We start from the raw sequence: 22,556 nt of genomic DNA on the forward strand, positions 1-22,556 counted from the left end.
AGGGTTCGCGGTTTATCTTTTGTGTGACGTGAGTTTAGCGGGTAACGAGCGTCTCTTCTCCATTCGCGGGCCCGGCTGCGACAAGCACTCTTTCGTTTTCGCGATCAATGGTCGAGCACGCGATGCAGGAACTGGCGCGTACGTTCGTTTTGCGGGTTCACGAAGATCTGCTCGGGAGCGCCTTGCTCCGCGATCACTCCCTTATCCATGAACACGACACGATCGGCGGTCTTGCGCGCGAAACCCATCTCGTGCGTGACGACCACCATCGTCATCCCGTCGCGCGCCAGGCCTCGCATGACCTCGGTTACTTCGCCGACGAGTTCCGGGTCGAGGGCGGACGTCGCCTCGTCGAAAAACATGATGCCTGGCTCGACTGCCAGCGCTCTTGCGATCGCCACGCGCTGCTGCTGGCCGCCTGAAAGCTGGCTCGGGTAGTGCTCGCCGCGATCGGCGAGACCGACACGATCGAGCGCGTCCATCGCCCGCTTGCGCGCATCCGCCGGGCTCATCTTGCGCGCCTTGATCAGCGCGAGCGTTACGTTGCCAAGCGCGGTCTTATGCGGGAACAGGTTGAATTGCTGAAACACCATGCCGACGTGTCCGCGGATTTCTCGCGCTCGCCGCGCGTCGTGCAGCGGCACATCGTTGACCCAGACCTCGCCTGCATCGGCCGTTTCCAGGCCACTCATGATGCGCAGCACCGTACTCTTCCCAGAACCGGATGCCCCGATCAGCACAAGCACTTCGCCCGGCCGCACATCGAGGTTGATCTCCTTCAGCACCTGCGTGGCGCCAAAGGACTTGCTGACACCGGCAAGATTGATGATGGGTCTGGCCGGGGTAGTAGTAGCAACGCTCATGACAACAGGCTCCTTCTTCGATCATGGTGGCGCACCCACTGCGACAGTGGAAAGCACACGACGAAATACAGCACGGCAACGAGTCCATAGATTTCCACCGGCTTCCCAACCCGGTCGACGATGGCCTGCCCCCCATGCATCAATTCGGACATGCCGATCATGCTGACGATCGACGTGTCCTTGATAAGCGACAGATACTGGCCGATGAGCGGGGGCATCACGATCTTTCCGGTCTGCGGCAGCACCACTGAAAAGAAAGCCTGCGTCCTGCTGAGCCCGAGGATCTGCGACACTTCCCACTGACCTTTCGGAACAGCCTCGATGCCGGAGCGGAACACCTCCGCGATGTAGGCACCTTGATAGACGCTCAGGCCCACCACACCCGCTGCGAACACATCGATCGCATAGCCGAAATACGACACGCCGAAATAGATGAACATCAGCGTGATCAGCACAGGCGTGCCGCGAAACAGTTCGGTATAGAGTCTTGCAATGCGCGGCGTACCCCAGGGCCCGAATGAACGCAACACGGCTGCCAGCAAGCCGATCAACGTTGCGCCGGCAATCGCCGCCGCGGACAGAAGCAGTGTCGCCAGCAGACCCTGAATCAGGATCGCGAGGCTCGTCATCAGCAATTCGCTTGACATCTTCGATCTCCGGTTTGGGCACTCAGGTGCGATCGGCCTGTCGCGCAATAAGGAACGACCGGCGCGTGCGTTTCTTCATGACCAGCGGCGGATGAAAAATGCGCACACCGACCTGGTCCGCCACCCACGACAGGAAGTTGCTCAACACCAGATAGACGATCAGTGTGATCGTGAAGGTCTGAATATAGAGCAGCGTGCGTGCGTTGATCACCGTCGCTGTTCCGCTCAGCTCCGGAAGCGCGATCGCCGACAGAAGCGATGTGCCGAGCAGCAACTGGATCAGGTTGTTGACGATCGCCGGATAGACGGCGCGCGCGGCCTGCGGCAGAACGACCTCGACAAAGATCTGCGAGCGCGAGAGGCCGAGGATCGACGCCGCCTCCAGCTGACCACGCGAGACGGACTGGATGCCCGCGCGAAATACCTCGGCCAGGTACGCGCCGACGTTCACCCCTAACGCAATGACACCCGCCGTGTAGGCGTTGAGCGTGATGCCGAGAGACGGCAAGCCAAAGAACACGATGAATATCTGCAGTAGTACTGGCGTATTGCGGATCGCCTCGATATAGACGCTCGCAATGGCACGCAGCAACCCAACGCGCGATGTGCTGGCGAGCGCCGTCAGCAAGCCGAGCAGCAGCGCGAGGACGAAAGCCAGCAGCGTAATCTGGAGTGTCAGCCAGGCAGCGTGAACGAAATCATTCCAGTAACCCGCAAGGGTCAGCCATTCATAGCTCATGGTTCCTCCGTCTCTCAACCGGCATGGAGCGGGCGCGGATTCAATACTGTGGATTCAGCGGGAAGCGCGGGTCGGCGCCGAACCACTTCTTGTAGAGCTGCGCGTTCATCTTCGACGCGTTGACCTGAAACAGGAACAGGTTCAGGTAATCGAGCCAGACCTGATCTCCCGCCTTCACGCCAAACGCGTTGTATTCGAGAGGAACCAGCGCTTCGTTGGTCACGGTCAGATCCGGATCGAGCGATGCCTGATAGGCGAGGAAGTTGTTGTCCTCGATCATCGCGTCGGCCTGGCCCTGCTTGACGGCGAGAATTGCAGCCTCCGAACTGTCGAATTCCTGAATCTTCACCTGCATGTTCAGCGAGCGCACTTCGTCGCCGTTCGTGGAACCCTTGACGGTCGCAATCGTACGGTTCGACATGTCCTGGACGGACTTGATGCCGCTGCTCTTCTTCACGAGCAGCGCCTCGCTCGCCACAACGTACGGATTCGTGAACGCGATTTCCTTCGCGCGCTCGAGGTTGCGGGTGAAGTTGCAGAACACCACGTCAACCTTGCTGGTCTGAAGGTTCGGAATGCGATTGGCGCTTGTCGTATTCACAACCTCGAGCTTGACGCCCATCTGCTTCGCCAGTTCCTTCGCCAGGTCGACGTCGTAACCATCGGGCTGGCCGTCCTTGTTGTAAAAGCCGAACGGTGCGAAGGTCAGACAATCGCCTACTCGCAGCGTCCCGCGTTGCAGAACCTGCTTCAACGTCGAATTGGCCGAGTCTCCCTGATCGGGCGTGGCGATCTTTGTGCAACCGGCCAACACCAGCAGACCGGTCACGGCGAACAAACAAGCAAATCTTGCGCTTTCTCTGACAAATCTCATTTTCGGGTCCGATCTGAAGTAAGGAGTCGGTGCGGGGAAAAAAGCGATCGGCATGGCGTACGCAGCATGCTCCGACGGGTTAGATCGGAATGATCGTGCGCTCACGCTCAACTGTCTGATATACCGGAATGGTGTCCGACACAGCAGATGAGACGCAGTGTTTCATGGAAAAAAAATCGTTGCAATGGGGTATTCGTCAGTACACCCGGTGTGCGTTTTATCGTTCTTCGAGTCTTGCAAGCTGAAGGAATCCGCACGATCAACCGGATCAAGAGCCGCCTGTCGCCGCTCCTTTCCGATTCGCGCTTTCAGATTCAATATCAAACCTGCCGCACAGGCCACACAGGCCACGCGGCGCCGTGAGGAAAGTGGAATTGTTCGAGCCACTCGGATCGCAGGGCGATGTTGATAAACTACGCCGCTATTTGATTCGACCGGTTGCCGCGATGGTGGATACCGTCTCAGCCGAACCGTCGCCCATCTAACAACAGGATTTGACAATGAAACGCGTAGTCGTATCGGCCGTGCTCGCGGTGTGCCTTGCCCAGCCGGCCGTTGAGGCCGTTGCACAGACCGTCAGCGATCAGTGTTTTGCGATCGGCGATATTGCCGGACAGGTGGCCTCGTGGCGTGCGCACAAGAAGACGAAAGCGCAGGCACTCGATCAGGCGGCCAGGTACTACAAAGGTGAATCCGACCGGCAAGCCGTCTCCGCCATCGTCGAAAAGATCTACAGCCCGAACGCCCCCCACATGACGCCCGATCAGGCCAGCATGGCGTTCACGTCGGACTGTGCGAACCAGCACAAATCGCAGGCACCCACGCAGTAGTGCCTGCTATCCGCACGGCCATTGCGCCGCACTAGCGGTTGGAGCGAGGACTACCGCTTCCGAAACGCATCCAGCGACGTCAACGCGTTCCCGTGGAAATCAAACAACGTGTTGTTGTCCCACTGATCGCCCGCGCCGACTTTCCATCCTACGTTCGGTGTCGGGATCCATTCCGGCTCCCACCAGAACACCCCCTTGCCGTGTCCGCCGGGTATCGCCTTCACGATGTCCGTCACCGCGCCGATAAACTGCGCCTGGCCGGCCGGTGTCTGCGGGAAGGTCGTGGAACCGGTATTGGTCATCGAGTTGGGTTCCGAATCGCCGTCGCTGGTGGTCCACGGATACGCAGTCTCGACGACCATCACATCCTTGTCGTAGCGCGTCGCCATATCGTTCGCATTGTTCTGCAGGTCGCTTAACGAGCCCTGCCACTGCGGGTAGTAGGACAGGCCGATCACATCGAACGTGACGCCGCGTTGTACGGCGCTGTCGAACCACCAACGGCTCGTCGCATTGTTGCCGCCGCTGTCGAGGTGCAGCATGACCTTGATCCGTTCATCGACGGATTTGACCGCATCGTGCCCGGCCTTCAGCAACTGCGCGAGATTGTCCCACTGATCGTACTTGCCGAGCGGCCACAGCATGCCGCCGGTGATTTCATTGCCGACCTGAACCCACTCCGGATGCACACCGTCGCGCTTGAGCATCGTGAGGACCTTCGACGTGTAGTCGGACAGCAGCGCACAGGTTTGCACGATATCCTTGCCCGCCCAGTCGTGAGGCGGATACTGCTTGCCCGGATCGGCCCACCAGTCGCTGTAGTGGAAATCGATCAGCACGCGCATGCCGAGCGCAGCGGCGCGGCGAGCCAGCACACGTACGTGTTCGGCATTGTTGTAACCCGCTGCTGGGCTTTGGTCGGCCGGAAAAAAGTTCGGATTGCCAGGATCGTTCCACACCTTGATGCGGATCGAGTCGACGCCGTGACTCTTCAGAATGAAGAGGCAGTCGAGCGGCACACCGTGCTCGTAAAACTTCGCGCCGTTGGCCTCGAGTTCCAGCAACGTCGATATATCGGCGCCTTTCGCAAACCGGTTGCCGCGGCCTGCCAGGTCGAGTTCAGCGGCAACAGCCGGCGAGCCGACCATTGCGCCAACACCCGCTGCGGCCCCAGCAGACGCGAGCCATCCGAGCATTTCTCTTCTGTTCATTTGTCACCCTCCATCGATTGAATGGCGGCTCTTTTGAAGGCCGCCTGTTCCGGGTTGAAGCGCTTGAATTTCTGCCTCCGATAACGCCTTCTTCGTACTTGCTCAAGTCAACTGCATTGACGCGAAGCGCTACGCGCTCCTCCAAACGCTGACGTCGCCGGTTTTCAACTGCGAATGTCCCAGCACAAAAATCGCATTGGCCGGTGCGGGTGCCTGCACTTGCTCCGGACCGAAGTTGAACGCGAAAGTCAGATCGCCACGCCGGCGAATGCGCAAGCCGTCAGCCAGATGTTGCGTCTCGATGCCGGCATCGTTCGCGGCCTGCTGCAAAACCGCGCGATGCAACGCGTGCGATAACCAGCCCGCCACATAGCGAACCTTTCCGTGGGAGAGGATCGCCGGCCACGTGTCGTCGAATTGCGCGTCGACGGTCGTCTCGCCATTGGCGCGAACGTGCTCGCGCCAATGCAACGCGACACCTTGCGTGCCGCCGATCGAAAGCGCGGGTTGGAGCGTCGGCCGCAGCGTTTCGACTTCAAGCACCTGCATCGGCAAAACGCGTTGCAACGCGCCGGGCGGCAAGCTCGAAGGAATGGCAAAGGTCGTGGTCTTCGAACCGCTCCTCGGACCGAAGACCCACTGCGCCGAACTCCGCTCGATCTGCTCGACGAGCGCGTCGTCGATCACGGCAATGCTCGGCACCACCACCAGCCGGTACGGCGAAAGGTCGGCCCTGCTCGACACGATATCGACGTCGAGGCCGAGTTCACGCAGCGCCTCGTAGTAGTCGAACGCCAGCGTCTGATAGTCGAAGGTTTTGCCATGACGCTGAATCTCGAACATCCATTGCGTCTCGTAGTCGAACACGAGCGCGGTGGCCGCGCGCGCCGGTGCGCCGAGCCCGGACAACGCCGCGGACGAGGCAATTTCACGCGCCGCCTGCTGCACTTCAAGACCGCCAGGCGATAGTTCGTTGTTCGGCAAGTTGAGACCCGAATGCATCTGTTCCTGCGCATACGGACACTGGCGCCAGCGGAAATACGACACCAGTTCCGCGCCGTGCGCGAGTGCTTCATACGCCCACAGCCTGACCATGCCCTTCGCCGGCACAGGATTCCACGCTGCCCAGTTCACCGGCCCTGCCTGTTGCTCCATCACCCAGAATCGGCCGGCGCCGATCGCGCGGTAACGGTCGTGATCGAAGGCGGAGACGTCGGGATGCGCGGTGCGTGCGTAACGCGCTTTCTGCTCTTCAGGCAGAGCGATCGATTCCGTGCGCGCGATCGGATAGCTGTCCCACGCGGCCACGTCGAGCGCGTTGTCTTCGGCGAAACGGTAATGATCGAAGGTCGTGAAGAAGCCCATGAAGTTGTGCAGCAGATCCGCCCCGGGTGCATGCTCGCGCAGCACGTCGATCTGCTCGCGGTGAAAGCTCGCCACCTCGTCCGACATGAAGCGCCGGAAGTCGAGCAGATGGATCGGATTGGCGTCGGTGGGCGTGAGGTTAGGCAGGCCGATCGTCTCGAACGACGGATACTCCATGCTCCAGAATACGTTGCCCCACGCGTCGTTCAACGCCTCGACGCGCTCGTAGCGATGTCGCAACCACGTCTGAAAACGCGTCAGTGCCGCGCTCGAATAGCTCGGCACGGTCTCGTGGCAGCCGAGTTCGTTATCGGTCTGCCACGCGACGATAGACGGATGCCTTCCGTAGCGCTCCGCCATCGCGGTGACAATGCGCACGCATTCGCGCCGATAGGTGTCGCTGGATATATCGTAGTGGCGGCGCGAGCCGAAATTCCAGCGCACGCCGTCCGCGCGCACCGGCAACACATCCGGATGCGCGTCGATCAGCCACTTCGGCGGCGACGCGGTCGGCGTACCGAGCACGAGCTTCAGCCCCGCGGCCGCCAGCGTCTCGACGGCTTCGTCGAGCCAGCCCCAAGTGAATTCGCCGGCTTGTGGTTCCATCCGGCTCCACGCGAACTCAGCGATCCGCACATGCGTGATACCGAGTTCGACCATACGCTTCGCATCGTCGGCCCACATCGAACGCGGCCATTGTTCCGGGTAGTAGCAAACGCCAAGTTGCATGAGAGAGTCTCTTTGTTAGATGACGGCAAACAGGGCGATCAGCCCTTGCTTGCACCAAAAGTCAGGCCCGCGACGAAATGCTTCTGCATCAGGAAGAACATCAGCACCGAGGGCAATGCGGCGAGCACCGAGCCGGCGGCGACCAGATTCCAGGCCGTCGTCCATTGACCTTTGAGCGCGGCGACGCCCACGGTGATCGGCGCGGCCTCATCGCCTTGCGTGAGGCACAGTGCCCAGAAATAGTCGTTCCAGACAAACGTGAATACGAGGATGCCCAGCGCGGCGAGCGCGGGCCGGATCAGCGGCAGCACGATGCGCCAGTAGATCGTCCATTCGCTCGCCCCTTCAACGCGCGCCGCCTCGATCATCTCGAACGGCAGCTGCTTGATGAAGTTGCGCAGAAACAGCGTGCAAAACCCGGTCTGAAACGACACGTGAAAAATCACCAGCGCCCACACGCTGTTGAAGAGCCCCACTTTCAACGCCATGTCGCGCACCGGAATCATCAGAATCTGGATCGGTACGAAGTTGCCGGCGACAAAGGCGAACAGCACAGCGGTGTTGCCCGGAAACCGGTAGGTCGCCAAAGCGAAGCCCGCCATCGACGCCAGCACGATCGCGCCGATCACCGAAGGCACCGTAATCACCACGCTATTGGCGAAGTAATGGAGCATCGGCGTTTGCGTGAGCGCCGTGCCGTAGTTTTCGATTAACGCAAAATGCCTGGGCCAGCCCCAGTAATCGCCTTGCGACAACTCATCCGAAGAGCGGATCGACGTGACGAGCACGGCCAGCATCGGCAGCAGCCATACGAGCAGCGCGAGCGGCAAAGACGCCTTGTATAGCGTGCGATTGAGCGGTTTCCAGCGTTCGACGGGAAGCGGATACATGACACGTGACTCCTGAAAATCAGTGTTCTTCGCGCAGCATGCGGCGCAGGTGGAACACGATGTAGACGAGCATGATGGCGAACAGCACGACGGCAATCGCCGCGGAATAGCCTTCGCGGTAGTACTTGATCGCCTGGTCGTACATGTAATAAGCGAGCACGGTCGAGCTATCGAAGGGACCGCCGCCGCTCATCACCGCAATCAGGTCGAAGCTGCGCAGCGCGCCGATCACGGTCAGCACGACTGCCATGAACGTGGCGGGCCGCAGTTGCGGAAGGATCACGTGCCATAGCAGGCGCACGCCTTTCGCGCCCTCCATGCGCGCCGCCTCGACCACTTCGGGATTGATGCCCGTTAGCCCGGTGAGATACAGCACCATGCAGAACGGCGTTTGCGGCCAGAGGGCGGCGAAGATGATGCCGAAGGTCACCGTACCCGGATCGCCGAGCACAGGAATGCCGTGACCGACAATCAGACGCAGCAGGCCGAAACCGGGATCGTAGAACCAGCTGAACACGAGACCGACCACCACGCCCGATAGCACGAATGGCGCGAAAAACAGCGACTTCACGACCCGCATGCCACGGATATGCTGGTTCAGATATAGCGCGAACAGCAGCCCGAGCGGCGGCGCCAGCAGGAAAAGCGCGAGCCAGATCAGGTTGTTCCTGAGCGCCGTGTAGAACGTGTCCGCATGGAACAGCTCGATGTAGTTATCGAAGCCCGCGAACGTCTTCGGCGTCATTCCGTCCCAGTTGTAAAAACTGAGCGAAATGCTGCTGATGATCGGATAGATCACGCACAGGCAGAACAACGCGCAACCCGGCAACAGGAAGAAAAGCGCCGCGCGGTGCTGATGACGGCGCGTCGTGGAGACGTGCCGGCGCCGCGCCGCGGGCAGGCGGCGCGCTACGGAATGAGACATGATCGGGCCTGGTCGGAGATCGAGGGAGATCGAAGGCGAGCGCCAGCGGTTGCTGCCCTGCTGGCGCTCCGGGGCTTACTTCTTGTAGATGCGCTTGCGGGTCGCTTCGAGGCGGACGAGCACGGCGTCGAGTTGCGACGGATCGCTGTAGAACTGCTGCATCGCCTTCATGCCCTCGTCGGCCATTTCCTTTTGCATGTCGCGATCGTAGAACTGGGCGATGCCGCCCTTCGTGTTGGCAAGCGTCTGGAAGCCGACCTTCGAAATCTCGTCGTCAGGTTCGGCCGCCTGGCTGTTCGACGGCAACGTCCCCCAACCCTTCGCGAGATCGGCGTTGATCTGCGGCTGTTCCATGAAGGCCAGCAGTCTGCGGGCATCGGCCTTGTTCTTTGCTTTGGCCGGAATCAGCAGCACGTTGACCGGACCGTCTTCGGCCATCGGCACGTTCGCGTCGATCACCGGGAAGCGGAAGAAACCGGTCTGCGGCTTGACCGATGGCGGAATGCTCGCCGAGAAGAACGTGCCCATCAGCATCATCGAGGCCTTGCCGTTCACGAGGAACGGGGCAATCGAATCGAGGTCGTAGGAGAGCGCGTTGTCGATGAAGTAGTGATCGTCGATCAGCGTTTTCCACGCGGTGTAGACCTTTTTGACGCGTGCATCGGTGTAGGGAATTTCGCCGGCCATCAACTGCTGGTGGAATGCGTTGCCGTTGATGCGCAGGTCGAGATAGTCGAACCACGCGGCAAGCGTCCAGCTATCGCGTGCGGCAACGGCGATCGGTGCAACGCCGCTTGCCTTGAGTTTTTTGCAGGCGTCGAGAAATTCATCCCACGTTTTCGGTTCGCCTTTGATGCCGGCCTTCTCGAACAGATCCTTGCGATAGAAGAAGCCGTAGGCGTCGTAACCGAGCGGCGCGGCATACTGTTTGCCCTTATACGTCGAAGCATCCTTCACCGACGCGTACTGCTGCGACCAGCCGTTCTTGCTCCAGTCCGACGACAGGTCTTCCAGCAAGCCGCGTTGCGCGTAATACGCCATGCGCTCGCCGTCATGCCACGACACGACATCCGGCGCGTCGGTGGCGAGCCAACCGCCCATCTGCACCTTGTATGCTTCCTCGCTGACGTAGGTCACCTTGAGGTCGACGTCGGGATTGGCTTTCTTGAACTTGTCGAACGCGTCCTGCCACGTCGAGCGCTGATTGCCGCGCGCCGATACGTTGACGGTCAACGTGGCCGCGTCGGCCGCGGTGGCGCAGAGCGTGCCTGCAACCAGCGCGGCGGCGATCGACGCGTATGCCAGACGGCGAAGGCGAAGAGAAATCATCTTATGTCTCCTTGACTACCTTGTTGGCTGACAGCGGCTCGCTGCCAGACGATGTACCCGCTCTGTGGCGGAATAGGGTCGGGTGAATCCGGTGGTGCTTTGGTGTTTTGGATGCCCGAGGCGCCTCAAGCGGCAACCCGCTCGGGCTCGAACGTACTGCGCCGCAGTGCCACGCCGTCCGCATCGAACAAGTGACACGCGGAAGGCGGAACGTGAACGCGGATGCGCTCGCCCGATCCGATCGGCGTATCGCCCTCGGCCTTGACGATGAGCGTGCCCGCCTCGTGATCCGCGTGAATATAGCTGTGCTCGCCGAGCCGTTCGGATAGCACCGTGACGCACTGAATGAACTGCTCGTCGCCGGAGAGACGCAGATGTTCCGGGCGCACGCCGAGCGTGACGGGCTGGCCGCGCTGAAGACGCTGGCCGTCGACATTCGCCGTCAGCCGCTCACCGCTCCTGGTCAGCGTGACGGCCACCTTGCCCGCTTCGATCGAATCGACCACGGCATCGATGAAATTCATGCGCGGCGAACCGATGAAGCCCGCCACGAAGCGCGACTTCGGATGGTGATACAACTCGAGCGGCGCGCCGCTCTGCGCGATGCTGCCGAAGCGCTCGGCGTCCGCGCCTGCGTGCAGCAGCACGATTCTGTCGGCAAGCGTCATTGCCTCAACCTGATCGTGCGTCACATAGACCACGCTCGCGTTCGCGAAGCGCTGGTGCAGACGAGCGATTTCGACACGCGTCTGGCCGCGCAACGCGGCGTCGAGATTCGACAGCGGTTCATCGAACAGGAACACACCGGGCTCACGCACGATCGCCCGGCCGATCGCCACACGCTGCCGCTGCCCGCCCGAGAGCGCTTTCGGATAGCGGTCAAGAAAGGCGTCCAGTTGCAGAATGCGCGCGGCTTCGCGCACCTTCCGGCCGATGACGTCTTTCGGTTGCTTCGCGAGCTTCAGGCCGAACGCCATGTTGTCGAACACGGTCATGTGCGGAAACAGCGCGTAGCTCTGGAACACCATCGCCACGCCGCGCCCGGCGGCGGGCACATCGTTCATGAGGCGGCCGCCGATGTGCAGCTCGCCTTCGCTCAGGTCTTCGAGACCGGCGATCATTCTCAGCAGGGTCGACTTGCCGCAACCCGAGGGTCCGAGAAACACGCAGAACTCATGCTGCGCGATCTCGAGATTCACGCGCCGGATCACCGGCGGATGGTCACCGTACGACTTCTGCACGTTCGTAAGACGAATCGTAGCCATGCTGCTTCCTCCTGGATTTAACCGCTTAAATTTTTATGAAAAATAAACGGCCAGCTCTTGTGCAGCAGGCATTTAATCGCTTAAATTCGAGTTCGAGGAAAAAAGTCATGGCGAGTGTCTCCGCTGTGTATTTTTCAGCAAGTTATCAACGTCGCCAGTCGCTTGCAACATTTGAATCACATTCCCTGAATTTGGGATAAACAGAAAATGGTCACCCTGTCCGAAGTCGCGAAGCGTGCGCACGTTACTGCCGCCACCGTTTCCAATGTCCTGCGCAACCGCGAGAAAGTCCGCCCGGAGACTGCCGAACGCGTGCTCAAGGCGATCGCCGATCTCGGCTACCGCCCCAATCTGAACGCCCGCGCGCTGGCGGAGGGCCATTCGTCGACCTTGGCCTTGATGTTGTCGAACATCTCGAACCCGTTCTACCCCGAGTTCGTGTTGGCCGCCGAGCGAGCGGCACGCAAAGCGGGATACTTCCTGATGGTTTGCAATACTGACGATGATGCGGAGGTCGGCCGTGCGTATCTGAACCAGATCGCCGGCACACTCGCGGACGGTGTTCTCGTGATGAACACGGACATCAAGTTCAACGAATTGTGCGCGTCGGCCACACACAGCGCACCGATCCTGCTGGCGATGTGGGAGCACCCCGAAGCGCCGCCCGCCTTGCCCTGCATCGCCGTGGATTTTGCTCACGCGGGCGCGCTTGCCGCAAACCATCTGCTCGAACTGGGTCACCGCGAGATCGGCCTCCTGATCGGCGACGGCTGCGGCGGCTTGCAGGATGCACGCTCCAACGGATTTCGCGCGGTGATGCGCGAGGCCGGAATCGAAACCGACGCAGCCGCGGTGCTGCAGATCCGCGACTCGATCGACGCCGGTTACGCCGCCTGCATGCAGTTGATGGCGAACCGCCCTCACCTCACGGCGATCTTCGCGACCAACGATCTGCTGGCGATCGGCGCGGCACAGGCGTTGATCACGCTTGGCCGCGCCGTGCCGAACGATGTGTCGGTGATCGGCATTACGGACATTCAGCTGGCGCACCAGGTGCATCCCGCGTTGACGACGGTTGCGATCCAGACGGCCGACGTTGCCGAGTTGTCGATCGAGAGTCTGATCCGGTTGATCCAGGCGCCCGAACAGCAGCCGTCGATGGTGCTCGCGCCGCCGCCCCAACTCGTCGTCCGCGCTTCGACGGGGCCGCGGCGGGTGCGTTGAGGCGCGAGCCTGCACGTACAGCAGTCCGCGCGGCAGGGCCGTCGCCAAGCCGTCAGGCTTCGCGGCGCAGCGCGCTTCACCCCGCATTCAGCAGAAAATGCTGTGGCGGCGCAAAAAAAACGCGCCGCGTACGGTCAAGGGCCCGATGTGATGATTTCATTGACCGCGCCGTACGCGTAGGATCAACGTGTTAATCGTCCGCAATCGACCGAATGTGCGCGGCCGCGCCGCCGGATCGATGACTCGCCCTCGCTACGTCCAGGGCAACCCGAAGGAGCAACCTCGATGTCTCTCGCCTTGACCCGCAAAGAACTGATTCGTCCGCAGAACCTGATCGACGGCAAGTGGATCGACGCCGCCGACGCCGCGCGCTTTCCCGTCACCAACCCGGCCACCGGCGAATTGATCGTCGAAGTCGCGAACAGCGGCGCACTGGACGCACGCGCCGCCACCGACGCCGCAGCCCGTGCTTTCCCCGCGTGGCGCGACAAGCTGCCGCGCGAACGCGCGGAGATTCTGCGCCGCTGGCATGCGCTGATCGTCGCCAATACCGAAGACCTCGCGAAGCTGATGTCGACGGAACAGGGCAAGCCGCTCGCGGAAAGCCGTGGCGAAGTCGCCTACGGCGCCTCGTACGTCGCCTGGTTCGCCGACGAGGCGACGCGCATCTACGGCGATCTGATCCCCCAGCAACAGCGCGGCAAACGCATGAGCGCGGTAAAGGAACCGGTCGGCGTAATCGCGGCGATCACGCCGTGGAATTTCCCGCTGGCGATGATTGCGCGCAAGATCGCGCCCGCGCTCGCAGCCGGATGCACGGTCGTGGCCAAGCCTGCCGAAGACACGCCGCTCACGGCGCTCGCGCTGGCGGCGCTCGCCCAGGAAGCGGGCTTGCCGGACGGCGTGCTGAACATGCTGTCGGCTTCGCGTGAACAGGGCATTGCGGCGGTCGCCGACTGGCTCGCCGACGCGCGCGTGCGCAAGATCACGTTCACGGGCTCGACGCCGGTCGGCAAGCATCTCGCCCGCGAATCGGCCGGCACGCTGAAGAAGCTGTCGCTGGAATTGGGCGGCAATGCGCCCTTCATCGTATTCGACGACGCCGATCTCGACGCGGCGGTCACCGGTCTGATGGCCGCCAAGTTCCGCAACGGCGGCCAGACTTGCGTGTGCCCGAACCGGGTCTACGTGCAGGCGGGCGTGTATGCGCGCTTCGCCGATCTGCTCGCGAAGCGCGTCGGCGCGCTGAAGGTTGCGCCCGCAACCGATCCGGCCGCGCAGATCGGCCCGATGATCAACGAACGCGCAATCGACAAGATTGCCCGGCACGTGGAAGACGCCGTCAAACACGGCGCGACCGTGCTGACAGGCGGCAAGCGCCTGACCGAACTCGGCCCGAACTACTATGCGCCGACCGTGCTGACCGATGCGCAGGACGATATGCTCGTCTGTTGCGAGGAAACCTTTGGACCGGTGGCGCCGCTGTTCCGCTTCGACGACGAAGCCGAAGCGATCCGCCTCGCCAACGACACGCCGTTCGGCCTCGCCGCCTACTTCTACACGCAGGACGTGCGGCGCATCAATCGCGTTGCGGGCCAGCTCGAGGCGGGCGTGATCGGTATCAACGAAGGCGCCGTATCGAGCGAAGCGGCGCCCTTCGGCGGAGTGAAAGAATCGGGTTACGGGCGCGAAGGGTCGAAGTACGGACTCGACGATTACATGTCGATCAAGTACCTGTGCCAGGGCGGGCTGGATTAAGGAGCCGTAGCGGGCTTCATGATCCGCTGCCCGCTGCGGCGTCTTTGAGGAGACGCCGGTGCGCTAGCGAGGGCGCGCGGTGGGCAGCCGCATCCCCACCATGCCCCAACCTAATGCCCAGGCTTCAGCGCCGCATACGTCCCCGGCGTAATCCCATAGGCCCGCTTGAAAAGCCGGTTGAGATGGCTTTGATCGTAAAAGCCGACGGCCGCAGCAGCGGTCGCCGCACTATGCCCCGCCGCGAGCATCCGTTTGGCGGCGAGTAGCCGCACCTGCGTCGCATACGCGTGCGGCGGCAGTCCAAACTCCTTGCAGAAGGCTCGCGTGAGGTAATAGCGGCTCAGCCCCACCAGTTCCGCCAGTTCGTCGACCGGAATATCGCGCGCGTAGTTGGCGGCGACGTACTCGCGCACCTGCGCCATCTTGCGGGCTTCGCGCCGCGCTTCGCCGAGCTCGTGCCGCGATTGCCCATAGCGCCCGACCAGCATCCCCATCGCTGCCCACCAATTCGCCTGCCGCTCCATCAGCGAGACCGAGCCGTGTTCGTCGAGACTCGCATGCGCCTTGACCAGCAGACCGGCAAGGTGCGCATCCTGATAGAGTCCCGGCGGAATCAGAAGCGGTTTGTCCGCACGCGAGTCGGGCGAAAACACGGCGCCCAGCGCGCCCAGGCCCTCCATGTCGAGATAGATGGCGCGGTAATTCCATTCGCGCCCTTCCCACACCTCGCCGCTGTGGTATTCGCCGGGTCCGAACACGAGCACGCTGCCGGGTCCGGCGACCTCGCTGCCGGTGCGCGTATGGCACTGGCCCGCGCCGGTTTGCGTCATCACAATGACGAGCTCGTCGTGCAGATGGCGGTCGAACTTGTGCTCGCCGTAGCGGGCGGTCGCCAGACAGGCGCCGTCGAGCGCGCCGTCTCGCCAGCACACCACTTCCGGCTCGCTTTTATCCGATGTGTCCATGGGTGGCTCTCCCGGGATGCCCTTCAAACGTCAAACCAGTTCTATTCTCACCCGGCGATTGCGACGCCCCTTGTTTTCTATCTTCACGATGCGGATCGGTCTCGATTGCGCCGTGTTGGTCAGATGCGTGCCGCCGCAAGCCTGCCGGTCGAGGTCGCCGATTTCGACGATCCGTACCGTGCCGTCGGAGGTCGGCGGCGGCGCCACCGAGAGGCTGCGGATCAGACCCTGGGTCGCCTTGGCCTCCGATGCGCTGACGTAGTAGGTGCGCACGTCCATGGCGCTGCGGATCACCTCGTTGGACGGCTCCTCCAGCAGACGCAGCGCGTCGTTATCCGCCTCGGGCAGATCGAAGTCCATGCGGGCGGTGCCGTCGGCATTGATCTGCGCGCCGGTCACGAGCGCGCCGGCGAAGCGCTGGTAGACGAGGGCATTGAGAATATGGGTGGCCGTGTGAAGCTGGGCGACGGTGGCGCGCCGGGCCGCGTCGACGGCCACGTGAACATCGCCGTTCAATTCGAGCGGCTCGTCGAGCAGATGCCAGAGCATGCCGCCTTCCGGTGCGACGCCGGTAATGCGGACGGCGCCCTGCGCGTGCGTCAGGGTCGCGGCATCCGAGACCTGGCCTCCGCCGCCCGGGTGCAAGGCCGAGCGGCCCAGCACGACGGCGCCGGGCCGGGAGGCGATCACGCTCGTTTCGAACTCGAGTAAATCCGGCTGCTCATGGCAAAGATAGTGCGCCACCTTGATGTCCCCGCATGGAATGACTGATTACGCCTAGCATACTCAGTCCCATGGGAGGTCGTCTTGGTTAAAAATGCCCTGCTCAGCCGGGGCCGGACCATAGCCGCCCCGTTTCTTCACGTCGGGCGGCATGCTGCAGGCGAGCCGCCCGGTCCGCGTGCGGCGTGCGGCGTGCGGCGTGCGGCGTGCGGCGTGCGGCGTGCGGCGTGCGATCAGACGGACAGCGTCTGCTGAAGGTTCAGATCGGGCGAATTGAACGCCAGATCCGTGTTCAGGTTCGGCAAATTGAACGAACCGTTGCCGGACGCCGTCTGGTCGAGGCCGCCTTGCGCGGCCCACTGGAAGTTGCCCACGCCGGAAATGCCGTCCGCACCGGACACATCGTGCGTCTCGATCTGCTTGTAGACGTCCGGATTCTGCAGCATGTACGACGCCGCGGCGGACACATCGGACGGAGTGCCGGCCGGCGGGTTGTTGGCGAGCTGGTAGAGCTGGTCCGGATCGAGCGACGAGATGCCGTTCTGGCTCATGTAGCTCGACAGCGCGCCGGCCGCGCTTTGCGTGTCCATCATCGCGCCTTGGGTAGTGGTCGAATTCATCGTATCGGTCGTGCTCGGCGACGGCTCGCTATCGAGCCCGCCTTGCGCGGCCCACTCGAAGTTGCCCACGCCGGAAATGCCGTCCGCACCGGACACGTCGTGCGTCTCGATCTGCTTGTAGACATCCGGATTCTGCAACATGTACGCCGCTGCCGACGACACGTCGGGCGGCGTGCCCGCCGGCGGATTGTTGGCCAGCTGATAGAGCTGATTCGGATCGAGCGACTTGATGCCGTTCTGGTTCATGTAGCTGGCGAGCGTGCCCGACGCGTTCTGCGCCATCGCATTCTGTCCCACCGACGAGGAACTCTGCTGCAGCGCCTGGTTGATCATCGCATCGACTTGCTGCTCCAACTGCTGGATGGACTGGTCTTCCGAAGAGAACGAAGAGTCGAAGCTGGGTGTGGCAAGACTGGAGACGGTGTCGTTGGCGATAGCGGTCATGGAGTCCTCTGCAAGGAAAGATAGACCGCCATCGGTCAAGCGAGTGCGAAACGCAACACTGCGGCGGTCCGGAGTCGTCTAATGCTAATTGGGCCGACCAGGCCGGTTTCGGTCCACGCGAAAAGCGGGCTGAAAATGCGAAGCCATGTCCGTGCGCGAGGAAATACGCGGCATCCGAAGCGAGACGTTGACGACCGAGCCCGCGTGCCGCGCATCACTGGACCTGTGCGGCGCCGCGTGCGGCCTGTCCCTCGCAGTACGCCAGATATTTATCGTAGGCCTGCTGCGGCGGCGTTTTGGCGTACTGCCCGTACAGACGGTCGACAAAGGTGGTCAGTTCCGCCTGCGCGTACAACTGCCGTTCAATCGGCATCGCCGCCGCCACGCGCTGCGCCTTGCGCAACTCGTCTTCTTTGCTGACGCCCGCATCGCGATCCTGCGCGATCAGCTTCGCGTTGTTCGCCCGCGTCGTGCAGACCTGTGTCATCGCCGACGAAGCCTGTGCATGCGCGGACAGCGGGCTTAGCGCCGCAGCCGATGCGACCACCAGCACGGTCACGGCCATGCCCCGTGCGAATGGCAGAAAGGGGGCGCGTAGTGAGTCGCTTCGGGTTACGACGATCATGCGGTCCTCGATGTAGTCGATGTGCTCGATGCGTTCGATGCGTTCGATGTGTTCGATGTTGAAAGCGTGCCGTCGAGCAGCATCGCAGCGGATTCGTCGTCGGCAAAACGGCTGATCGACAGCACATGGTCCAGCGCCCAGACGCAGTGAAACCAGCCGGTTGGAATCACCAGCAGATCGCCCGGTTCGAGCATGAGGTCCACGCCAGGCGCTCCGGCAAAGCGCGGAAAGCGTGTCAGGTCGGGAGCCGCTGCGTCGACGCGGCAGGGACGATAGGTGTTGAATGCATCGAGCGCGTAGACGGCGCCTTCCTGAGCGGGCGCATAGAGCCGCACGCGCTTGCGGCCATGAATCTGCGCGAGAAACGAATTCGCCATGTCGCAGTGCAAACGCGTGACCAGCGAGGCGGCGCTCGCCCGCCCGAACCAGAGTTGCCCGGCGCCGAACATGCGCGGCGGCAGCATCGGCAGAGAGAAACGCGCTTCCCATGCTGGCGGTAAGAGGCAGCCTTCCGTGTAGTTCGCGGCGCCGGCGGCGGGAGCATGATCGGCGGAGAACCCGTCGATGAAGTCAGCGACGGTTTGCGGCAGACCGCTCGACGGATCCGCGCGCAGCACCGTCGCGCCCTCTTGCATGCGCCAATCGTCGAGTGTCCAGTCGACTTCGGGCCAGTTCAGCATGCCGCGCAACACCAGTGGCACGGAGGCATCGAGCGTGTCCGCGAGTGCCGCGTGCAGGTACTTGCCGTCGCAGCCGCCGGCCTGCAGCGCCGGTACCGTCGCCAGCGCTTCGGGTGCGCGCCGCCGGGCTCGCTCCAAGGCCATGCGCGCCACCGCCGAAGGCCGCTTGAGCAGTTGCAGCCAGTAAGCGGCGAGCCGCTCGGCGCCGTCGATTCGCACGCCGCCGAGCGTCATTGCCGCCGCACTGCGCGGATCGAAGCCGGTGGGGTCGTCGAGCATCGCGCTCAACAAAGCGCGGCTCAGCGTGATGCGAGCCGCGGCGCGGTGCATGCCGTCGAGCGGAATCGGCATCGACTCGATCCGTGGACCGAACGTGAAACGGCGGCTGGCATCCGTGCAATCGCTGACGATCAGATCCACGGCGCTCACGTGCGGCGGCGCCACGTAATGTTCGCCGAGCCGCGCCTCCAGAAGCGCGATGAGTTCGGCATGCGCAATCATGCTCACCATGGCTTGCGCCAGTAAACCGCCTGTGCGTTGATGCGCGTCAGCGGCGCGTCGATCCGATGCGCGGCGCGGTATTCGTCGACGGCGCGCGCGCAGCCGGTCGGCAGGCCATAGTCGTCGACGATCACGAAGCCACCCGGCGACAAACGCGGATACAGGGCGTCGAGTGCGACACGGGTGGACTCGTACCAGTCGCCATCGAGCCGCATCAACGCGAGGCGCGCGATCGGCGCTTCCGGCAAGGTATCGGCGAACCAGCCCGGCAGGAAACGCACCCGGCGATCGAGCAGGCCCGCGCGCGCGAAGGCCTCGCGCACGGCCGCCAGATCGCTGCGCAGCAGGCCGACCGCGCGCATCAGGTGATGCCAGATGGCATCGCGCAGATCCGTGGCGGGGTCTGGCGCGGGCAGGCCCGCGAACGAATCGGCCACCCATACGCTGCGGCCCAGGTCGCCGAACGCGGTCAGCGCGGCGCGCATCAGAATCGTCACACCGCCGCGCCATACGCCGGTTTCGATGAAGTCGCCCGGCACGCGCTCGTCGATCACGACACGCGCCAACTCGACGACGTTATCGAGCAGCACGTCGTGGCACATCGTCAGACGGCGCGACTCGTGGTGCATGTGGTTGAGCGCGTCCGCCATGCGCGCAGGTTCGATGCCGGCGGCCTCGGCCGCCGGACGGCGCAGCGGCGCGAGCCATTGGGCGAATACACGGTCCGCATCGGCGAGCCGTTCGGCGCAATCGTCGGCGGTGATCGGCGCGGTTCGCGCCGTGGCGGATTGCGTGGGGCGGTCAATATCGGCCGCGCCGCCAATGTAGCGGCGGATCATCGCCAGATAGGCATCGGCGCGCGCGTCATCGGCGGGCGGCATGAAGGGCTGCGGCTCGACGTCGGACAAAGCAGCGAAAGGAAAACTCGGAGGATTCGGAAGATTCAATTCCATCGCCGGTTCGGGTGGGCGCTCGGGCCGCTATTGGGCTCGGGCGTTTATCGGAAGATATGTGTGCGGGAAGACCGTCACGCACAAGGCCGAGCGCGGCGGCCAGCCCGAATTAGTATCGGCCGACGCGGGACCCAGTTCGGCTGAATCGCGAACGGATGCATGCTCATGCGAACCACCGGGGTTTGCTGAGTTGACGCGTAGGTGCCTCGACGCCTTCGCGTCCTCGCGCCCTCGTGCGTTTGCGCCTTCATGCCTTCGCCCCTTCGCCCCTTCGCCCCTTCGCCCCTTCGCCCCTTCGCCCCTTCGCCCCTTCGCCCCTTCGCTCCTTCGCTCCTTCGCTCCTTCGCTCCTTCGCTCCTTCGCTCCTTCCCTCCTTCCCCCCTTCGCCCCTTCGCCCCTTCGCAGACCAGCATATGTGCCCGGTTCACTGCGTGCGGTTTTCAATGCACTCGTTCGTGTCGCGCCCTACAGCACCGTGCCGGATCAGGTGTGATGGCAACATCGCCCGCCTCCCCCTTCTCCCCATGACTGGTTCTCCGCCCCGCCCCGCGCAGTTGCCGCGCCTGCCGATGATCTGCCTCGCCGCAAGCTGCCTGCTCGCACTCGCCGGCTGCGCGACGCCGCTTAAACCGCCACCGCCGACCGCCGACGAATCCTTGCCCGTGGCATTGCGCGCCAGCCAGGACGAGGTGCTCCAGGAAGTCATGACCACCCATGGCGACGAAACCTATGTGTGCCGGCGCATCAAGGCGAGCCCGCCCGAGATCGGCGCGACTGCGCTGCCGGACACGCTCCCTGGTGTCGCCCGTGACGGCACGCAACTGCTCTGGGATCCTTTGGGTTCCGAAGCAATCCTCGTCGACGCCGCCGGCCAAAGCGCGGGCACCGTCGCGCCGGGCCGTTACTTTCTCTCCTACGACGGCAGCTACGTGATCGGCAAGGTCGACGCCGAAAGCCAGGTGGGCGCAAATGCACTGACCTGGGCGCGCTACACGACCCGTTTCGTCGCGGCCCCACGCCCCGGCGAGGGCCGTTTCGCCGATGTCAGCTCGATCCAGCGCATCGACACTTCGGGCGGCTTGCCGCCGCAGCCCACTTGCGAACTCGAGGGCGCGCATCTGCTCGTGCCGTACGGCGCGACCTATATGTTCTACCGCGCCAAAGGCCACGCACCGGTCGCCTTGTCGGCGAGCCGAGCCACACAGTGACCCGGCCTTGCATGGGACCGGCGTAAGCGCTATGGGGCTGGAGTAAGCGCTAAAGCGCTAACTCCGGTCGACAAAAGGAGTCAACGATGCAATTCGGTTTGTTCATGACGCTGCCCGCCCCAGAGCCTGCGCCCGCAGCCGAGCTCTACCAACGTGCGCTTGCGATGGCCGAAGCCGCCGATACGCTCGGCTTCACCCACCTGTGGCTTGCCGAACATCACTTCACGAACTATTCGCACTCGTCGCGGCCGCTGATGCTGCTCTCGCACATCGCGGCACGCACCCGTCATCTGCGCCTCGGCCCGGCTATCGTGCCGGTGCCGCTGCATCATCCGCTCGTGATCGCGGAAGAACTCGCCACGCTCGACGTGCTGAGCGGCGGACGCGTCGAAGCCGGCCTCGGCAGCGGTTATCAGCGCTATCAGTACGAGCGCTTCCAGCTCGTCAAAGGCGCCACCTCCGCCCGCGACGACGAGGCGATCGACGTGCTATTGCAAGCCCTGCGCGAACCCTTGTTCTCGCACCAGGGCGAGCACTTCAGCATTCCCCGCACCGGCCTCGTGCCGCAGCCGCTGCAACGCGCGATGCCGGTGTGGCTCGTCGTCAATTCGAGCCGGCGGGCGTCGGTCGAACAGGCGGTGCGGCGACGCGCGAACCTTTTCACCGGCGTGCTTGAACCCATTTCGAAGCTGACCGACGTGCGGCGCCACTATCCGGACCTCGCCGGCGCGCTCTCGACGGTACGCATCGGCACACAGCGGCCAGTGTTCGTCGCGCAAAACGAAGCGCAGGCCCGCGAGGCCGTCGAGCATGCGCGCTGGAACGGACGCGCGACGCTGCGCCTGCGTCACGACCTGGGCGACGTGGTGGACGGCATCGTGCCGGCGCAACCGCTACCCGGCGAACCGTCCGACGACGTGCTGCGCAACGATTTCCTTGTGATCGGCACTGCCGGCGAATGTATCCGCCAACTGCGCCGGATTCAAAGCGGGCTCGGCTGCGACTATTTCAGCGCGAGCTTCTGGTTCGGTTCGATGCCGCACGAGATGGCAATGGAATCGATGCACCGCTTCGCGCGTGACGTGATGCCCGCATTCGCCGGCGAAGCCGCGGCGGCAGACACACCGCAAGCATCGGCATCGCGCCCGCAATGGGAATCCACCCTGGCGTGGTGAACGCATTCGGCAC

Annotated in this window: 20 protein-coding genes and 1 pseudogene; 5 read left to right on the plus strand and 16 right to left on the minus strand. The window is 63.3% G+C overall.

Annotated elements, in window-relative coordinates; genetic code table 11:
* Positions 1 to 104: 104 nt before the first annotated feature.
* The 4 genes from DSC91_RS10900 to DSC91_RS10915 are packed head-to-tail and all read right to left on the minus strand — an operon-like array spanning position 105 to position 3,123.
* Positions 105 to 863: an amino acid ABC transporter ATP-binding protein gene (locus DSC91_RS10900; RefSeq protein WP_115778134.1), complete on the minus strand. Its 759-nt coding sequence runs from the start codon at positions 861 to 863 to the stop codon at positions 105 to 107.
* Positions 860 to 1,510, minus strand: a complete 651-nt coding sequence (locus tag DSC91_RS10905; RefSeq protein ID WP_115778135.1) for an amino acid ABC transporter permease — start codon at positions 1,508 to 1,510, stop codon at positions 860 to 862. Before DSC91_RS10905 ends, DSC91_RS10900 begins: the two co-directional genes overlap by 4 nt.
* Before the next feature lie 22 nt (positions 1,511 to 1,532).
* Positions 1,533 to 2,249, minus strand: coding sequence for an amino acid ABC transporter permease (locus DSC91_RS10910; RefSeq protein ID WP_115778136.1), 717 nt, complete (start codon positions 2,247 to 2,249; stop codon positions 1,533 to 1,535).
* Between the two features lie 40 nt (positions 2,250 to 2,289).
* The gene (locus tag DSC91_RS10915) at positions 2,290 to 3,123 is read right to left on the minus strand and encodes an ABC transporter substrate-binding protein (protein WP_115778137.1); all 834 of its coding nucleotides are present in this window, start codon (positions 3,121 to 3,123) and stop codon (positions 2,290 to 2,292) included.
* A gap of 500 nt (positions 3,124 to 3,623) precedes the next feature.
* Between DSC91_RS10915 and DSC91_RS10920 the strand changes: the two genes are divergently transcribed.
* Positions 3,624 to 3,953, plus strand: a complete 330-nt coding sequence (locus DSC91_RS10920; protein ID WP_115778138.1) for a hypothetical protein — start codon at positions 3,624 to 3,626, stop codon at positions 3,951 to 3,953.
* A gap of 50 nt (positions 3,954 to 4,003) precedes the next feature.
* Here DSC91_RS10920 and DSC91_RS10925 read toward each other — a convergent pair whose 3' ends face one another.
* From DSC91_RS10925 to DSC91_RS10950, 6 genes are all read right to left on the minus strand, one after another.
* Positions 4,004 to 5,164, minus strand: coding sequence for a glycoside hydrolase family 53 protein (locus DSC91_RS10925; protein WP_115778139.1), 1,161 nt, complete (start codon positions 5,162 to 5,164; stop codon positions 4,004 to 4,006).
* A gap of 129 nt (positions 5,165 to 5,293) precedes the next feature.
* The gene (locus tag DSC91_RS10930; RefSeq protein ID WP_115778140.1) at positions 5,294 to 7,258 is read right to left on the minus strand and encodes a beta-galactosidase; all 1,965 of its coding nucleotides are present in this window, start codon (positions 7,256 to 7,258) and stop codon (positions 5,294 to 5,296) included.
* Positions 7,259 to 7,296: 38 nt separating this feature from the next.
* Positions 7,297 to 8,148, minus strand: coding sequence for a carbohydrate ABC transporter permease (locus DSC91_RS10935; RefSeq protein ID WP_115778141.1), 852 nt, complete (start codon positions 8,146 to 8,148; stop codon positions 7,297 to 7,299).
* Between the two features lie 19 nt (positions 8,149 to 8,167).
* A complete protein-coding gene (locus DSC91_RS10940) occupies positions 8,168 to 9,073 on the minus strand; it encodes a carbohydrate ABC transporter permease (protein ID WP_115778142.1) in 906 nt (301 codons plus the stop codon).
* A 75-nt stretch (positions 9,074 to 9,148) separates the two neighbouring features.
* The gene (locus DSC91_RS10945; protein WP_115778143.1) at positions 9,149 to 10,402 is read right to left on the minus strand and encodes an ABC transporter substrate-binding protein; all 1,254 of its coding nucleotides are present in this window, start codon (positions 10,400 to 10,402) and stop codon (positions 9,149 to 9,151) included.
* 125 nt (positions 10,403 to 10,527) lie between these two features.
* The gene (locus DSC91_RS10950; RefSeq protein WP_115778144.1) at positions 10,528 to 11,667 is read right to left on the minus strand and encodes an ABC transporter ATP-binding protein; all 1,140 of its coding nucleotides are present in this window, start codon (positions 11,665 to 11,667) and stop codon (positions 10,528 to 10,530) included.
* A 207-nt stretch (positions 11,668 to 11,874) separates the two neighbouring features.
* Between DSC91_RS10950 and DSC91_RS10955 the strand changes: the two genes are divergently transcribed.
* Together DSC91_RS10955 and DSC91_RS10960 are read left to right on the plus strand one after the other, a co-directional pair.
* Entirely contained in the window at positions 11,875 to 12,891 is a 1,017-nt protein-coding gene (locus DSC91_RS10955; protein ID WP_115778145.1) for a LacI family DNA-binding transcriptional regulator, read from the plus strand.
* Between the two features lie 285 nt (positions 12,892 to 13,176).
* Positions 13,177 to 14,649 (plus strand): NAD-dependent succinate-semialdehyde dehydrogenase, encoded by a 1,473-nt coding sequence (locus tag DSC91_RS10960; RefSeq protein WP_115778146.1) that lies wholly within the window; start codon positions 13,177 to 13,179, stop codon positions 14,647 to 14,649.
* 110 nt (positions 14,650 to 14,759) lie between these two features.
* Here DSC91_RS10960 and DSC91_RS10965 read toward each other — a convergent pair whose 3' ends face one another.
* From DSC91_RS10965 to DSC91_RS10995, 6 genes and pseudogenes are all read right to left on the minus strand, one after another.
* On the minus strand, positions 14,760 to 15,614 hold the full coding sequence (locus tag DSC91_RS10965; RefSeq protein WP_115778147.1) for an AraC family transcriptional regulator: 855 nt from the start codon (positions 15,612 to 15,614) through the stop codon (positions 14,760 to 14,762).
* A gap of 30 nt (positions 15,615 to 15,644) precedes the next feature.
* Positions 15,645 to 16,358, minus strand: coding sequence for an alanyl-tRNA editing protein (locus DSC91_RS10970; protein WP_115778148.1), 714 nt, complete (start codon positions 16,356 to 16,358; stop codon positions 15,645 to 15,647).
* A gap of 260 nt (positions 16,359 to 16,618) precedes the next feature.
* Positions 16,619 to 17,146 (minus strand): annotated as a pseudogene (locus tag DSC91_RS10980) (hypothetical protein); the annotation flags it as partial.
* A 469-nt stretch (positions 17,147 to 17,615) separates the two neighbouring features.
* Complete coding sequence (locus DSC91_RS10985) at positions 17,616 to 18,026, minus strand: hypothetical protein (protein ID WP_162831366.1); 411 nt, start codon at positions 18,024 to 18,026, stop codon at positions 17,616 to 17,618.
* The gene (locus tag DSC91_RS10990; RefSeq protein WP_115778151.1) at positions 18,023 to 19,216 is read right to left on the minus strand and encodes a cupin-like domain-containing protein; all 1,194 of its coding nucleotides are present in this window, start codon (positions 19,214 to 19,216) and stop codon (positions 18,023 to 18,025) included. The genes DSC91_RS10985 and DSC91_RS10990 overlap by 4 nt, the downstream gene beginning before the upstream one ends.
* A complete protein-coding gene (locus DSC91_RS10995; protein ID WP_208645717.1) occupies positions 19,210 to 20,160 on the minus strand; it encodes a TylF/MycF/NovP-related O-methyltransferase in 951 nt (316 codons plus the stop codon). Before DSC91_RS10995 ends, DSC91_RS10990 begins: the two co-directional genes overlap by 7 nt.
* Positions 20,161 to 20,684: 524 nt before the next feature.
* Between DSC91_RS10995 and DSC91_RS11005 the strand changes: the two genes are divergently transcribed.
* Positions 20,685 to 21,368 carry a DUF3455 domain-containing protein gene (locus DSC91_RS11005; RefSeq protein ID WP_115778152.1) on the plus strand — a complete coding sequence of 228 codons (684 nt, stop codon included), beginning with the start codon at positions 20,685 to 20,687 and terminating at the stop codon, positions 21,366 to 21,368.
* Between the two features lie 86 nt (positions 21,369 to 21,454).
* Entirely contained in the window at positions 21,455 to 22,543 is a 1,089-nt protein-coding gene (locus DSC91_RS11010; protein WP_115778153.1) for an LLM class flavin-dependent oxidoreductase, read from the plus strand.
* Positions 22,544 to 22,556 lie beyond the last annotated feature (13 nt).

The organism is Paraburkholderia caffeinilytica (genome assembly GCF_003368325.1).
Lineage (GTDB): Bacteria > Pseudomonadota > Gammaproteobacteria > Burkholderiales > Burkholderiaceae > Paraburkholderia > Paraburkholderia caffeinilytica.